We start from the raw sequence: 15,076 nt of genomic DNA on the forward strand, positions 1-15,076 counted from the left end.
CCCTCGGCGTGCAGGTATATTAACGGCATCAGCGACTTCAGGGAGAGTAACCAGCGTTCATGTCGAAGAGAAAAGAAGACCGTCAGCAACAGATCCTGCGCGAACTGGCTGAGACCCCGACCCTGCGGATTGGGGATATGGCGCGCACCCACGGTGTCTCTACCGAAACCATCCGTCGCGATCTTGACGAACTTACCCGCCGGGGCGTTCTGAACCGAACTTACGGCGGTGCGGTGCGGGCCATGAACAGTGAACCGACGGTCACGGAGCGCCATCAGCTGTTTACCGAAGAGCGTGAGCGCATCGCCCGGGACGCCGTCCATTGTATGCGCGACGGCAAAATATTTATGATCGGCTCCGGCGCCACCACGGTACATGTTGCCCGCCGGATGGCCAGCGAGCTGCGGGATATTACAGTCATCACCCACGCCTTCGGCGTCGCAACGGTGCTGTCGATGAATCCAACCATCCGGGTGATCGTCGCTCCCGGGGTGTACTGCGCGACCGAAGGGGCAATGACCGGTGCGCAGACGCTACAGTTCCTCAGCCAGTTCACGGCGGACTATACGCTCCTGGGGGCCAGCGGTATCGCCGCCGATGGACCAAGCGAGGCGTTAATCGACAGCGGAACGGTTTACCGGGCGATGATCCAGCGCGCCGCGAAGAGCATTGTCGTCGCCGACCATTCGAAGTTCGGCCTCACCTACCCCTACCACTACGCGGGCTGGTCGGGCATTAGCCGTTTAATTACTGACCAGCCCCTGCCCGACCATCTCGCTACCGTACTCGGCCGGGAAAAGGTGGTCGTGGCGCGTGGTCATGCCGCTCCTGAACAGCAGTGACCCGCGCCGGTACGTTTACCCTTTGGCGAAATTGGCCTGGATCCGCTGCTGCAGATAATCCTCGGCGCTGATGGGCGGGTACTTTCTCTGCGGCCCAAGTATCTCAACATCTTTATTGGCCTGGCAGAAAAACGCCAGGCTGTAGCGCGGCCCCTGATATTCGTGGGGCTGCGGGTTTCTCACCCGGTGGAAGTTAGACGGCAGCTGGTCGTCGCTCCAGCGCATCAGCATATCGCCGATATTGCAGGTGATGACCTCTTCCCTTGGCTCAATGCTGGTCCACTGCTGGCTTTCGCGGTCCTTGCCAGGGCAGACCTGCAGGCCGCCCTGACCGGGGCGCTGGAACAGCAGCGTCAGGCAGTCAAAATCGGTATGCGCGCCGGCCCGCCACATCCCCTGCTGCGACTGCTCGGTTGCATAGTAGTGCAGCATGCGCAAGGTGCTCTGATAGGTATCACGCTGCGGATCGTGCGCGGTGGTAAAAAACGATTCCGGAAAACCGAGCTTTAAAGCAAAGCAGGAGAGGATCTTCATCCCCAGCTGCCAGCACTGCGATTCAAATCCGAGCATCGTCTGTCGGAAGCCTGGCAGCTCCCGATCGCTTGGCCAGCGCCCGTCCATCAGCGGACGGGTTATCTGATATGACTCTTTTTGATCCGGCGTGCGGGTCGATGGCCGGACCTGCGCCTTGCTCTCCCAGCCGGCGTTGCCGGCCAGCGGATACTGGCGCTTCACCTCGTCGGGCAGGTCGAAAAACGCCTCGGTCGTGCTGAACGCCTGGCGGATCGCCGCCAGCGGAATACCGTGGTGGCTGACCTGGAAGAAACCGATCTCCACCGCCGCCTCCCACAGTTGTTCGGCAATGTCATTTTTTCTTTCGGCAAAGTTAGACAGGTCGATACAGCGCACTTCGCGGGCAAAGGTCTCTTCGCCCTGGGCGCCCATCAGCGCCTCTTTTTCCAGTTCCTGTAAGGCATAGCGTTGATTTTGGGTGGTTGCGTTCATCGTCATTATCCTGTTATCAGTTAAACAGCGGCGCGCTGTTGGAGGGTACGGACTGCCGCCAGCGCGTCGTGGCGCATCGCGTCAAGGTCGAGACCGGGAATGGCGTCATCTTCCACGATGGGCCGGCCATTCAGCAGCAGCGCCTTCAGCGCGGCGCGGCCGCCGCAGGCCACCGGGCCAATCGCCATATCATGCAGGCCGAAGTAGCGCGGATCGTCCAGCCGGTAAATGGCGAGGTCCGCCTGCATCCCGACCTGCAGGGTGCCGCTCTGCGCTAAGCCAAGGATCTGCGCCCCGCCGGCGCTGCCCCAGCGCACCACATCCTCCACCGTGGCCGCATCGGCTCCGCCCTCGAAGGTGCCTCCGGCGTAGCGCGGCTGCGCCAGCATCCCTTTGCGCGCGCGCTGCAGCAGCCATGCGGCATGGGCTTCGCTTTGCATATCCGCCGCTTCATTGGAGGCAGCGCCGTCCACCCCCAGCGAGACCGGGACCCCGGCCTGCTCCAGCGCCAGCAGATCGGCGATGCCGCTGCCCAGCCGGCCATTGCTTTGCGGACAATGAGCAATGCCGGTACCGGTGCGGCCCAGCAGGGCAATCTCCTCCGGCAGAAGCTTCACCAGATGGGCAAACCACACGTCATTTCCCAGCCAGTCGTGCTCCGCGCAGAACTGCACCGGCGTCATGGCGAATTTCTGCCGCGCGGCGTCAAGATAATCGACGGTTTCCGATAAATGGCTGTGCAGCCGGATCCCCAGCTGGCGGGCCAGCTTCGCCATCTCCCGCAGCTGGGCGCCCGGCGCGGAGTGCAGGACGGTAGTGGGCGCCATCACCACCCGGCTCAGCGAGTCGGGCCGCGGGTCGTGATAGCGGCTGACCAGCCGTTCAATATCCGCCATATAGCCGTCGAAGGTTTCCGGACGCAGCGCCACCGGCAGATCCTGCTCCACCGCCCGGCCCTGGGTCGCCCCACCCCGGCACAGAACGATGCGCATCCCCAGCGCTTCCCCTTCGCTGAAGAGAATCTCCGACGTATCGAAAGGCATATCCGGCCAGTACAGGTAGTTGTGATCCGCCACGCTGGCGCAGCCCGAGCGCAGGAGCTCCACCAGACCAATGCGCACCGCCAGACGAAAGGTATGTTCATCGAAAGCCGCGCGAAAGCGGTACGGCGTGGCGCTCAGCCAGGCCGTCAGGCTTTGGTTCAGCCCCTGCGGCTCGCCCTTCAGCAGCGACTGAAAAAGATGATGGTGCGTATTCACCCATGCCGGATAGATCACGCAGTCGCGGGCGTCGATCAGTCGCTCTTCCGGCAGCGGCGTCAGGCTGCCGATGGCCGCAATCTTGCCGTCGCGGATGCGAATATCCGGCCCGGCCAGCCGCGCCGCCTCTCCGGACAGACCGCTGAGGATGGCATGGGCATTTTTAATGATGAATGACATGGCGTCGCTCCTCAGGGTTTTACCTGCATGGTCTGGACAAAGTCGGTGGTATAGGCCTGTTTCCAGTCGGTGGCCGCCGCCAGCAGACCGGCGCTGACCATAAAATCGCGCGTCTTTTGCCAGCGGGCGTCGGTCATCGTCCCCCAGCCCTGGCTGGCGGCATCCCCGCCGTCGATCAGATGATGCTCACGGATCTGGGTCACGCCCCAGGCGAGCAGATCGTCGGTCATTTTCGGGTTGTCCTGCTTAATCAACGCATTTCCCGGCGCCGGATCCTTGAGATAGCTCACCCAACCCTCCATTGAGGCGCGGACAAACTTCGCCATCGCCGCTTTACGCTCAGCGATGGTGTCCGGGCGGGCGATGAGAATGCCGCCATAGGGAGGGTAACCATGCTCAGAAAAGAGGAAGAAGTTCGCCTTCACCCCGGCCTTCTGCACCTGGAACACCTCGGAGCTGACATAGGCCTGCTGGGCGACAGCGTCGTCGACGACAAAGGGTTGAATATTGAAGGTATAGGGGCGAACCTGAGCGTCGCTCAGCTGGTATTGCGCCTTCAGCCACGGCCACCATGTCGCCTGACCGGAGCTGGAGACCAGAATGGTTTTGTCTTTCAGCCCCTGCAGGGAGCTGACATCGGCGTGGGTCAGCAGCCCCTGGGGATCGTACTGAAAGGGCGCGGCAATGGCTTTCGCCTGGAAGCCGCGCTGAATGCCTTCCAGCAGCTGCAGATCGTAACCGATGATCACATCGGCCCGCTTGGACAACAGCAACTGCATGCCGTTGACCTGCGGTCCGCCGGAGCGGATCTCGACGTCGAGACCATATTTTTTGTACAGCCCAGTAGCCTGAGCCTGATAATAACCCCCCTGCTCCGCCTGAGCGTACCAGGAGGTCAGCAGAACGATTTTTTCCTCGGCCTGAACGGCCAGCGAGACACCGCCGAGGGCCATCAGGCCCAGCCAGCGTAAACCCCGGGGAAGGCGTGCGCCTGTTTTCATTATCCCTCTCCTCTTTACGCCGGGAGGGGGAGCGAGCGAATGTGGCTCAGCCTCCCATCCCGGTCAACATTGAACCGCGACATGGTGACTGAGCAATGTCCCGTATGGATAACCCGTACTGACCGCTTCTACTCACACTCAGCTATACAAAAACAATGCCAGATTTGATGGCCCGCGAGCGGCCGCGAAAAATCGCCTGCGCCGCCGCCCATGGGCATGCAACCTTTGATTCATGCACACAATAAACGCACCACTTTGGTGCATTGATGAATGATTTTAGTGCCTGTCCGGTCTCTCACAGCTGGCTGAAGAGCATCTCCAGCTGGTTCAGCATCATCGAGGCGGCAAGGGAAAGCTGGCGGGCGGGCGAGACGCACAGCGCCAGGGTGAAAGGCTTAAGCTGCGGATCGGTTAGCGGCACAAACGCCAGCTGGCCGGACTCGATCTCATCGAGAATATCCAGCCGGCACAGGATGCCGATGCCCATCTGCTCTTTGATCAGGGTGCGGATCATGTGGATGTTATTCGATACCGCCACCTCCTTCACCTCGTTGCCGCTGATGTTCACCAGCGCCTCCACCGGTTCGCTGATCATCAACGGGGCGGATGGCAGGATAAACGGGTAGTCGATGCACTGGCTAAAACGCACAGCGCTGCGGCCGGCCAGCGGATGGCCGGTCGGCACTACGATCCCCATATTCATTTCGGCAAACGCCCGCACCTGCAGTTCGCGGGAGGTCTGCGGATTGAGCATGATGCCGAAATCCGCCTCGCCGGAGATCAGCGCCTGCTGGATGTGGATATTGTTGATGGTGGTCAATGTAAAAGAGATGTTGGGATAATGTTTGTGCACCTCTTTAAGCATCGTCGAAAAGAAATGCCGGTTAATGGCATCGATAGTGGCGATGCGCACATGCCCCCGCCGCAGTCCGCGCAGGTCATCCAGCTGCTCGCAGACCCGGGTAAAGTCTTTTTTCCAGTTATTGGCCGCGTGCAGCAGCAGCTCCCCGGCGGCGGTCAGCCGCAGCCCGGTGGGATGGCGCTCGAAGAGCGGCATCGCCAGCTCCTGTTCCACGCGCAAAATCTGACGGTCAATAGAAGACGCAGACACATGCAGCGCCTCTGACGCTTTACGAAACGACCCCTGACGGGCCACTTCGGTGAAATAGAGCAGAAATCGGGAGAAGGCAAACATCGTTTGGGTGCTCTCTTTTTTGCAACGGGTTGTGCGAATCAAAGCTCTGGACGCAACAGTTTTATCACAATACCGTAGCATTCATAGCGGAGAAACGATCGTTTCATCCATTTTTGCACGCCGGACAGTCACCGCGAAGGAGCGGGTATCCCTTCGCTGCCCCTGGCCGCCCTGCAGACAGCGGATTGAGGGAGAGAAAACGGTAATGCACAGCCACGATCTTATTTCGGTCTCGGTGGGGGAAATATGCCCCAACGGCGAGGGAAATCTATCTTTAATATTGCAGGCGGCAGTCGGGGAAATATTACCGGCCTATTCCGCCGGGGCGCATATCGATATTATTATTCCCGGCGTTGGCCCGCGGCAATATTCCCTGTGCGGCATGCCTGACCGCGGTAATCATTATGAAGTTTGCGTCCGGCTGACGGACGCGTCCACCGGCGGCTCACGCTATTTGCACCAGCAGCTCAAACACGGCGATCGGCTCTCCATTTCGTCGCCGCGCAACCATTTTCCCCTGCCGGAGGCCAGGCGCTACCTGCTGTTTGCCGGCGGCATCGGCATCACGCCTTTGCTGGCGATGGCCGAAGCGATTGCCGCCAGAAAAGGGGCGCTGGAGCTGCATTATTATGTCGCCAGCTCGCGCCAGACGGCCTTCACATCGCGCCTGGCCCAGCTGGCCGCGAGCGGCACGGTGGCGATCCACTGCAGCGAGGAAGGCGCGTCGTTTCGCCAGCGGATCCCCGAATGCTTAACCACGCCCCACCCTGATACCGCAGTGGTGGCCTGCGGCCCGGAGGGCTTTATTCAGCGACTGCGGTCAGTCATGGAGGAATATCGCTGGTCGCCGTCGCAATTCGTATTCGAGCGCTTTACTCCCGCGGCGGAAAATAATATCGCGGCGAACAACGCATTTTATATTGAGCTGGCCTCCAGCGGGCAGCGTCTGCAGGTCGCCGCGGATCAAACCATTGCTCAGGTATTACAGCACGCCGGGGTGGAGGTGATGCTCTCCTGCGAACAGGGAATGTGCGGATCGTGTATTACCGGGGTTCTCGACGGGCTCCCCGAGCACCGGGACAGCGTGCTGACGGCGGAGGAGAAAGCCGGCAACGACCAGATCACGCTCTGCTGTTCGCGGGCGAAATCGCCGGGTCTGGTTTTGGATCTGTGAGGAGACTGACGATGACGTTCCCCTCCTCTTGCGCGCCGCTCGCCGGCATCAGCCGCGCCCGACTTCCGGCCTGGGCGCTGCCCGACGGCTGGCCGACGCAGGCCAACGATGAACCGCGGCTGGCGGACCTGGCCTTTCGCGATGGCCGGATCGCCGCCGTGACGCCCTCCGTCGAGCCGGCTCCCGGCCTGTGGGACCTGGCGGGGACCCTGACGCTCCCCGGCCTGGTGGAACCCCATGCCCATCTGGACAAAACCTTTACCATTGAACGCTGCCGTCCGGCGCAGGCCGGGCTGCTGGCGGCGATCCACGCCATGCACGAGGATCGCCGACACTGGACCAGGGCGGATATTCAACGTCGGGCGTCCGCCGCGCTGGCCCGGGCGGCAGCAAATGGCGTGACCCATTTACGCAGCCATATCGACTGGTTTACCGCCGACGCGCCGGACGCCTGGCAGGAGATCGCCCGTCTCGATACCGGCGGCATCACCCTGGAACGGGTGGCGCTGGTCCCGCTGCCCCTGTTTCGCGATCCGGCGGACGCCGAGGCCATTGCCCGGACGGTCGCCAACAGCGGGGAGCGCTGCCTGCTGGGGGGCTTCATTCACTCCTCCAACTGGGACGCCGCCGCCATGGCAAACCTGCTGCGCAGCGCGGCCCTCTGGGAACTGGATCTGGATTTGCATATCGATGAGGAGCTCAGCAAGGTGTCTCAGGGGCTGACCTGGCTGGCGGATCATCTCTCCCGCCACCCATTCCCCGGGCATATCTGCTGCAGCCACGGCTGCGCGCTGGCCGCCGGCAGCGACGCGCAGGCGGCGCTGATCCTGCGCCAGCTGGCGGCGCACGGCGTCACCCTTATCGCCCTGCCGATGACCAACCTGCTGCTGCAGGATGCGACGTTCGGCCGCACGCCGCGCCAGCGGGGGATCACCCTGCTGCACGAGGCGCAGGCCGCCGGCGTGGCCACCCTGCTTGGGTGCGACAACGTGCAGGACGCTTTTTGTCCGGCGGGAAGCTACGACCCGCTGGACACCCTGGCCTGCGGCCTGTTCAGCGCCCAGCTCAGCGACCCGTTCGACCGGCAGTCTCGGCTGATCTGCGATCGCGCGGCGCTAACCGGTTCGCCGGCAGACGCGGCCCCTTTTGCCGTCGGGGCGGCGGCCAGCGTGGTGATTTTCCCGGGTAGCGACCGTTTTACCTGGCCTTTAAACAGCGCCGCCCGTCTGGTGGTTAACCACGGCAGGTTAACCCACCGGCGAGTGTGGCAGGAGGAGATGGCACATGAGTCTTGAAGCAGGCGCGGGGGCGCCGCTGGCGCGGTATGCCGCCTGGCGCAGAGCCGGCGATTTTATTTTTCTCTCCGGCATTATTCCGGTCAATCCCCTGACCGGCACCATCGTCAACGGCTTTCAGGATGTGCCTGAGCCGGTGCGGGAGCTGCTGGGGGCGACCGGGGAATTTTCAACCGATGCGAAGCAGGGGCCGATCCTCGCCCAGAGCTGGTACGTACTGGAAAGCATCCGCCGCACCGTGGCGTCCGCGGGGGGGCAGATGAGCGACGTTATCAAGCTGGTGCAGTACTTTCGCAACCTTGACCATTTTCCCTATTACAGCCGGGTCAGGAAGCTGTTTTATCCCGACCAGCCGCCCGTATCCACCGTGGTGCAGGTCAGCGAAATGCTGCCCGACGCCACGGTATTGATTGAAGTCGAAGCAACCGTCTGGTTACCCCAGCCAATTCACTCCGAGGCACCGCGATGATTAACGGTTACATTCCTGCAGCGCGCTTTCTCCCTTTTCTGAGCTGGACGGACGTGGCCGCCCTGCCGGATAAAAGCAATACGGTTATCGTCCTCCCCACCGGGGCGATCGAACAGCACGGCCCCCATCTGCCCTGCTCGGTGGACAGCGTGATCTCCTCCGGCGTGGCGGGCCATGCCCTCGCCCGGCTGCCGGCGGCGATCCCGGCCTACGCCATCCCGCCGATCGTCTACGGTAAGTCAGAGGAGCATCTGCATTTTCCCGGCACCCTGACCCTCAGCGGCGATACCCTGCTGCATACCCTGCTGGAGATCGCCGAATCCCTCTATCGGGCCGGTTTTCGCAAGCTGCTGATGATCAACGGCCACGGCGGCCAGCCGCAGATCCTGCAGATCGCCTGCCGGGAAATGCGCCTGCGCCACGGGGATTTCATCGCCATCCCGCACGACGTGTTCAACGTGCCCAACTGCGAAAAACAGTTCCTCAGCCCGCATGAACAGCGGATGGCAATGCACGCCGGGCATAGCGAAACGGCGCTGATGCTGGCGCTGGCGCCGGAGTGCGTTCATATGGAGCGGGCGGTCGCCAACTTCCCGCCGGAATTCCCCTGCCCGACCCTGTCGAAAGGCCGTCCGGCGGCGGCGTGGGCGTCCTATGACTTTGGCCCCAGCGGGGTGATTGGCGACCCAACCCCGGCGACGCGGGAGCAAGGCGAAGGGCTTCTCGACTCCCTCGCCGCCAGCTGGGCGCAGGCAATCATCGAGATCCACCGCATGGCCTGGGTCGAACGTCGCGAACCGACCTGGGGCAAACAGCACTGGCACGGCTTTGTGCAGTCCCTACCACCCTCTTTCGCTGCTGAATCCAAGGAGCCCTGATGAATACCAGATCAACGCCAGTTTTTACCCTGCTGACCGTGGCCGCCCTCGCCGCCTCAGCCTCCTGCGTCGCGGCGGAGAAGTTCACGTTTCTCACCAACTGGTATGCCCAGGCGGAGCATGGCGGTTTTTACCAGGCCCAGGCCACCGGGCTGTATAAGCACGCCGGTCTTGATGTCGAGATTAAAATGGGCGGCCCGCAGATCAACGTCATGCAGCTGATGGCGGCCGGCCAGGCGGACTGCACCCTTGGCGACAACGGCCAGGCGCTGGAGACCTGGCAGGCCGGGGTGCATGCGGTAACCGTCGCCACCGTGTTCCAGCACTCGCCGACGGTGTTTATCACTCATGACAAAGTGAGCAACCCGGCGGAGCTTAAAGACAAAACCTTCCTGCTCGCCACCGAGGCCTATACCTCCTTCTGGCCGTGGGCGAAGAGCGAGCTGGGTCTGGCTGGCAGCAAAGTGCGCCCCTATACCTTTAACGTCCAGCCGTTCCTCGCCGATAAAAATCTGGTGCAGCAGGGCTACGTGACCTCCGAGCCGTTCTCCGTCGCCAAAGGCGGGCAGCCGTTCTATGTCTATCCGCTCAGCGACTGGGGCTACCCGCCCTACGGCAACTCGATTATCTGTATGGCGGACACCATCCGCAAACGTCCGGCGGCGGTGGCGGCCTTCGTCAAAGCCTCCATGGAAGGGTGGAAAAGCTACCTGCAGGATCCTGGCCCCGGCAACAGCCTGATCGGCAAAGCGAACCCGCAAATGAGCGCCGAGCAGATCGCCTTTGGCATTGCCCAGATGAAGCAGTACCAGCTGGTGACCGGCGGCGACGCCATGACCGGCGGCATCGGCATCATCACCGAGCCGCGGCTGAAGAAAACCTGGGACATGCTGGTGAAAAACAACCTGATCGACGCCAGCAAGGTGCCGTTTGAGCAGACATATACCCTGGAGATGGTCAAAGACGCCGGAGTGATGCCATGAATACCGCCCCGAAACTGACCGTGATGAGCGACACCCGCTTTATACCCGCCTCCGCCACGCCGGCCATCGAGGTGCTGTCGGCGGAGAAGATCTACAGCAACGGCACCCGGGCGCTGCTGCCCGTCAATCTGACCATCAACCAGGGGGAGTTCATTACCCTGCTCGGCCCGTCCGGCTGCGGTAAGAGTACGCTGCTGAAGATGGTCGCCGGCCTGGTGGAGCCCAGCGACGGCAAGCTGATGCTGTGGCGGCGCGACAGCCGGGAAAAAGCGCAGCATCCGCTCTCGTTCGTCTTCCAGGAGGCCACCCTGATGCCCTGGAGCAGCGTGCGCAATAACGTCAGGCTGCCGCTGGATCTGGCCGGCGTGCCGCGCGCGGAGGGCAACACCCGGGTGAGTGAAGTCCTTGAGCTGGTGGGGCTCGGCAAGTTCGCCGACGTCCTGCCGCGCGAACTCTCCGGCGGCATGCAAATGCGCGTCTCCATCGCCCGCGGCCTGGTCACCCGGCCAAAGCTGCTGCTGATGGATGAGCCCTTCGGCGCGCTGGATGAAATTACGCGGAACAAGCTCGACAGCGATCTGCTGCGCCTGTGGCAGGAGCAGAATCTGACGGTGGTCTTCGTCACCCACTCGATCCACGAAGCGGTGTTTCTCTCGCAGCGGGTGATCATGATGGCGGCCCGTCCCGGACGGGTGGTGGAAGATATCGCCATCCGGGAGCCGTTCCCGCGCAGCGAGGCGTTCCGCGTCAGTCCGGCATTTTCCCTGTATGCCCGTCAGCTGCAGGACAGTCTGTTGCAGGCCAGCCAGTCCGGTATGGAGCCATAATATGAAGACCACAACCTCAACGCCGTGGATCCAGCATCCGCGTTTTCTCAAAATTCTCTATCCGACCCTCGTCGCGGTGGCGGTGGTGCTCCTCTGGCAGGGCGCGGTAAGCTATTTCCGCATCCCGGCCTTTCTGGTGCCGTCGCCGCTGGTGATGCTGGACAGCCTGTGGACGCATCTCACGCCGCTGCTACTGGCGCTGCTGTTCACCCTCAAGATCACCCTGATCTCGTTTCTGCTGTCGATTGTCATCGGCTCCGCCGTGGCGTTTATCCTGGTGCAGAACCGCTTTGTGGAGACCGCCCTGTTTCCCTACATCGTGTTTTTGCAGGTGACGCCGATCGTCGCCATCGCCCCGCTGATCATCATCTGGGTGAAGGACGCCACCCTCTCGCTGGTGGTGTGCGCCACTCTGATGGCGGTCTTCCCCATCATCTCCAATACCACCCAGGGACTGCGCAGCGTCTCCCCCGGCCTGCTGAGCTATTTCCGCCTCAATCACGCCAGCCGCTGGCAGACCCTGGTGCGGCTGCGTATCCCCTCGGCGCTGCCCTATTTCTTCGGCGCGCTGCGTATTTCCAGCGGGCTGTCGCTGATTGGCGCGGTGGTGGCGGAGTTTGTCGCCGGCACTGGCGGGACCAATACCGGGCTGGCCTATCAGATCCTGCAGGCCGGCTACCAGCTGGATATCCCGCTGATGTTTGCCGCGCTGCTGCTGATCTCTCTCGCCGGGATCGCGCTGTTCGGCGTGATGTCCTGGGTCTCGCGCCGGGCGCTCAGCGCCTGGCATGAAAGCGAAGCCGTGCAATCTCATTAATGTTTTGCTGACGAACAGGAAAAAGAATGATGACTGATGAACAGCGTCAACAAGCGGTCGCGGCGATCCAGCAGGCACTCCCGGCGCTGGAGTGGACCCTGCAGCCGGCGAAACTCAAACGGCTTTCCCGCGATTTTCACTGGTTCAGTCCGGTACTCGCCGAGCAGCTGGCGGGAAAACAGGCGGACGCGGTGGTTCGCCCGCGCGATGAAGAGGAGCTGCGCCAGCTGGTCGCCGCCTGCGCGCAGCATCAGCTGCCGCTGACCTTGCGCGGCAGCGCCACCGGCAACTATGGACAGCTGGTCCCTCTCGAAGGAGGGATGCTGGTGGATATGACCGGGCTCAACCAGATCGTCGCCCTCGGCAACGGCACGGTGAGGGCCCAGGCCGGCATTCGCCTGGCGGACATCGAAACCGCCGCCCGCCCGACGGGCTGGGAGCTGCGCTGTATGCCGTCGACCTACCGCCTGGCGAGCCTGGGCGGCCTTTACGGCGGCGGGTTCGGCGGCATCGGCTCCATCAACTATGGGCCGCTGGCGGCGCCCGGCAATGTGCTCAGCGTCAAAGTGATGACCGTCGAGCCGGTCCCTCGCGTACTGACCGTCCCGGCTCCCGAAGCGCTGTTGCTGCATCACGCCTACGGCACCAATGGCATCATTCTCGAGGTTGAGCTGGCGCTGGCTCCCGTGCACCAGTGGATAGAACGCCTGGACGTGTTTGACGATTTCGCCGATGCCCTGAACTATGCCAACGCCTGCGTCCGCTCGCCGGGGCTGGTGAAGCGCCAGGTCGCGCTGCTGGCCACCCCGATCGCTGACTATTTTAGCCACCTCAACGATCGTTACCGCGCCGGGCAGCATGCGGTTATCAGCCTGATCGCCGAAGAGAGCGAAGGCGTGTGCGCCAGCCTGTTACAGCGCCATCGCGGGGCCAACGCCATCCGCCAGGCCAGCGATGAGGCCCGGGCGCACAATGGCTCGTTAATGGAATACTGCTGGAACCACACCACCCTGCATGCGCTCAAGGTGGACAATACACTGACCTATCTGCAGACCGCGTTTGATCCGCAGCGCTATCCACAGCAAATTTTACAGATGGAACAGCATTTCGCCGGGGAGGTGATGTCTCATATTGAATTTCTGCGCGATATCGAAGGCAACCTCACCGCCAGCGGTCTGCAGCTGGTGCGCTATACCACGCCCGAACGTCTCAACGCGATCATGCAGATATTTCGCGATAACGACGTCAAAATTAACAACCCCCACGTGCTGCAGGTTGAGGACGGCAAACAAGGGGTGATTCGCCCTGACGTGGTGGCGGTGAAACAATCTCTCGACCCGGCGGGATTGCTTAACCCCGGCAAGCTGCGCGGCTGGGCGCTGCGCGACCAGCTGGAACTGGACAGCAACCCGCTGGCGCGGGCCACCCGCGAAACGCCCGCGACCTGATCGCTCCGCTCCGCGTACGGGCAAATGCGGAGCGGGCCCGTCTCTCTTCCCCCTACCCGCACGGCGAGTTTTTTTACGCCACTCATTCATATGAATGAGTGGCGTCTCTGTTTCCTCCGTTATACTCATCAAAAAAGCGACGATAAATTTATTATCGCGGGTTAAATTCACGGTTCAATATTGCTCTCGAGTTAAATTGTCATTTCTGGCAGGTACTGGCAAATAGTTTATTATTCGCGATCATTAAATTATCACTTGCCCCTTGCCTACCTGAACAATAAAAAATGACCGTGAAACTTACCCGCCAGGAATTATTCCTGTGCAGTAAACACTTGTTAAAAACGTTGTCATTTATTTTTATTCAACACAGAAATAGTGAGGGTGATATGAGCGATGCCATTTCTTCGCAACTTGAAAACATCATTACGATGCTGATCGCCATTAGTATCGCCTCGGAAAGAGTGGTAGAGATTATTAAAGGATATTTTCCCTGGCTTAATCTGGAAAAGCAGGATCCAGTCATAGAAGGAAAACGCAAATCTGCCCTGCAGCTATTAGCGGTGGTGGCCGGAATTGTGACGGCGTTTTTGACGCAACCCTTCGTCGCCGGCAGTTTTTCGGCCTTTAAACACCCGGATCTGATGACATTATGTATTGGCTTGATGGCGAGCGGAGGGTCTGCGTTCTGGAACGCTATCCTTAATTATCTTTTGCAAGTGAAGAACCTGAAGAAGCAACAAGTCAACAGCGTGAAAGCGGATACAGTAGTCGATCCTCTCCCCCCATCTCCGGTTTATCAGGACATGGTTCCTGGCGCAGAACCGGTCAGCTCAAACCCCTGTTTCAATCCGGAGGGTAAATAACATGGTATGGCGTGTCGCAAAGAGTCTGCTGATACTCAGAGATCAGATTAATCAATATGCTCCGCACCGCAATAAGGCCAGCGATGGCACCATTGGTGATGAACATCATGCCCACACAAACTCGGATCATAACCCGCAGGTGTTGGATGGAAATATTGGTGTGGTTACGGCTATCGATATTACGCACGATCCCGCTCAGGGGTGTGATGCTCAGGCGATTGTCAATGCACTGGTCGACAGCAAAGACAAACGAATTAAATACATTATCTGGAACAAACATATTATTAGCGCTTCTGTCCAGCCATGGGTATGGCGCGATTACCATGGCGCCAGCCCGCACGATAAGCATTTCCACTTATCCGTAGTGCCGGTGAAAGCGCTGTACGATTACACCTTACCGTGGCTTTTCTTTAAGCCACAAACCTGGAAGTAAAAATGAGTTAATCCTCTTTCTCCTGTTACTACGAGGCTAACATGACACAACAAACTGATATTGAGAAAATAAAAGCGGCACTCAACGCCATCGAAGAACTCGAACAGATTGCCCGTTCAACGCAGCCAGCCGATGTAAAGAATTTTTGCGTGGAATATAACAAAACATGGAAAAAGAAAGTGGATGCCGCGCTGACGCTGCTTGACGGATCTACAGGCTCACTGCTTGTTAAGTTCGTTCCGTACTTACCCATGCTGCTAATGATTATTAAGATGCTTAAAGAAGGAGTTGAACAATATTGTCAATTGCATCTCGCGGTGGAGCCTCCCGTAGATAAATAAGTGCTCCCCATCCGGCCAGGGCCTGCACAGGCACTGGCCTCTTCCCCGCTACCGCATCTGGCGACA

At 60.7% G+C, this 15,076-nt stretch carries 16 protein-coding genes; 12 read left to right on the forward strand and 4 right to left on the reverse strand.

Annotation, left to right across the window (positions count from 1 at the left end):
- Nucleotides 1–59: 59 nt before the first annotated feature.
- Complete coding sequence (locus ABLV52_RS11350) at nucleotides 60–842, forward strand: DeoR/GlpR family DNA-binding transcription regulator (protein ID WP_348890391.1); 783 nt, start codon at nucleotides 60–62, stop codon at nucleotides 840–842.
- A 15-nt stretch (nucleotides 843–857) separates the two neighbouring features.
- Here the strand turns inward: ABLV52_RS11350 and ABLV52_RS11355 are convergent, their stop codons facing one another.
- The 4 genes from ABLV52_RS11355 to ABLV52_RS11370 form a co-directional block, all read right to left on the reverse strand.
- The gene (locus tag ABLV52_RS11355; RefSeq protein ID WP_087827068.1) at nucleotides 858–1,847 is read right to left on the reverse strand and encodes a 2OG-Fe(II) oxygenase family protein; all 990 of its coding nucleotides are present in this window, start codon (nucleotides 1,845–1,847) and stop codon (nucleotides 858–860) included.
- Between the two features lie 20 nt (nucleotides 1,848–1,867).
- A complete protein-coding gene (locus ABLV52_RS11360; protein ID WP_348890392.1) occupies nucleotides 1,868–3,286 on the reverse strand; it encodes an amidohydrolase family protein in 1,419 nt (472 codons plus the stop codon).
- A gap of 11 nt (nucleotides 3,287–3,297) precedes the next feature.
- Nucleotides 3,298–4,287, reverse strand: coding sequence for an ABC transporter substrate-binding protein (locus ABLV52_RS11365; protein WP_048335915.1), 990 nt, complete (start codon nucleotides 4,285–4,287; stop codon nucleotides 3,298–3,300).
- 295 nt (nucleotides 4,288–4,582) lie between these two features.
- Complete coding sequence (locus ABLV52_RS11370) at nucleotides 4,583–5,482, reverse strand: LysR family transcriptional regulator (RefSeq protein ID WP_102004545.1); 900 nt, start codon at nucleotides 5,480–5,482, stop codon at nucleotides 4,583–4,585.
- A gap of 205 nt (nucleotides 5,483–5,687) precedes the next feature.
- Between ABLV52_RS11370 and ABLV52_RS11375 the strand changes: the two genes are divergently transcribed.
- The 11 genes from ABLV52_RS11375 (at nucleotide 5,688) to ABLV52_RS11425 (ending at nucleotide 15,010) form a co-directional block, all read left to right on the forward strand.
- Nucleotides 5,688–6,656, forward strand: a complete 969-nt coding sequence (locus tag ABLV52_RS11375; protein ID WP_348890393.1) for a PDR/VanB family oxidoreductase — start codon at nucleotides 5,688–5,690, stop codon at nucleotides 6,654–6,656.
- Between the two features lie 11 nt (nucleotides 6,657–6,667).
- Complete coding sequence (locus ABLV52_RS11380) at nucleotides 6,668–7,951, forward strand: amidohydrolase family protein (protein ID WP_348890394.1); 1,284 nt, start codon at nucleotides 6,668–6,670, stop codon at nucleotides 7,949–7,951.
- Entirely contained in the window at nucleotides 7,941–8,420 is a 480-nt protein-coding gene (locus ABLV52_RS11385; RefSeq protein WP_016161230.1) for a RidA family protein, read from the forward strand. The genes ABLV52_RS11380 and ABLV52_RS11385 overlap by 11 nt, the downstream gene beginning before the upstream one ends.
- Nucleotides 8,417–9,298 carry a creatininase family protein gene (locus tag ABLV52_RS11390; RefSeq protein WP_032453162.1) on the forward strand — a complete coding sequence of 294 codons (882 nt, stop codon included), beginning with the start codon at nucleotides 8,417–8,419 and terminating at the stop codon, nucleotides 9,296–9,298. The genes ABLV52_RS11385 and ABLV52_RS11390 overlap by 4 nt, the downstream gene beginning before the upstream one ends.
- Nucleotides 9,298–10,281, forward strand: a complete 984-nt coding sequence (locus ABLV52_RS11395) for an ABC transporter substrate-binding protein (RefSeq protein WP_060589448.1) — start codon at nucleotides 9,298–9,300, stop codon at nucleotides 10,279–10,281. The genes ABLV52_RS11390 and ABLV52_RS11395 overlap by 1 nt, the downstream gene beginning before the upstream one ends.
- The gene (locus ABLV52_RS11400; protein WP_023289995.1) at nucleotides 10,278–11,108 is read left to right on the forward strand and encodes an ABC transporter ATP-binding protein; all 831 of its coding nucleotides are present in this window, start codon (nucleotides 10,278–10,280) and stop codon (nucleotides 11,106–11,108) included. The genes ABLV52_RS11395 and ABLV52_RS11400 overlap by 4 nt, the downstream gene beginning before the upstream one ends.
- Nucleotide 11,109: 1 nt before the next feature.
- Nucleotides 11,110–11,925: an ABC transporter permease gene (locus ABLV52_RS11405; protein WP_348890395.1), complete on the forward strand. Its 816-nt coding sequence runs from the start codon at nucleotides 11,110–11,112 to the stop codon at nucleotides 11,923–11,925.
- Nucleotides 11,926–11,951: 26 nt separating this feature from the next.
- Nucleotides 11,952–13,373, forward strand: a complete 1,422-nt coding sequence (locus ABLV52_RS11410; protein ID WP_049014250.1) for an FAD-binding oxidoreductase — start codon at nucleotides 11,952–11,954, stop codon at nucleotides 13,371–13,373.
- 386 nt (nucleotides 13,374–13,759) lie between these two features.
- Nucleotides 13,760–14,236 carry a hypothetical protein gene (locus ABLV52_RS11415; protein ID WP_032453165.1) on the forward strand — a complete coding sequence of 159 codons (477 nt, stop codon included), beginning with the start codon at nucleotides 13,760–13,762 and terminating at the stop codon, nucleotides 14,234–14,236.
- Between the two features lies 1 nt (nucleotide 14,237).
- Nucleotides 14,238–14,669, forward strand: a complete 432-nt coding sequence (locus tag ABLV52_RS11420; RefSeq protein WP_032453166.1) for a hypothetical protein — start codon at nucleotides 14,238–14,240, stop codon at nucleotides 14,667–14,669.
- 41 nt (nucleotides 14,670–14,710) lie between these two features.
- A complete protein-coding gene (locus ABLV52_RS11425; protein WP_044523654.1) occupies nucleotides 14,711–15,010 on the forward strand; it encodes a hypothetical protein in 300 nt (99 codons plus the stop codon).
- The last annotated feature ends 66 nt before the right edge of the window (nucleotides 15,011–15,076 follow it).

This window comes from Klebsiella sp. GB_Kp056 (genome assembly GCF_040064755.1).
Taxonomy (GTDB): domain Bacteria; phylum Pseudomonadota; class Gammaproteobacteria; order Enterobacterales; family Enterobacteriaceae; genus Klebsiella; species Klebsiella quasipneumoniae.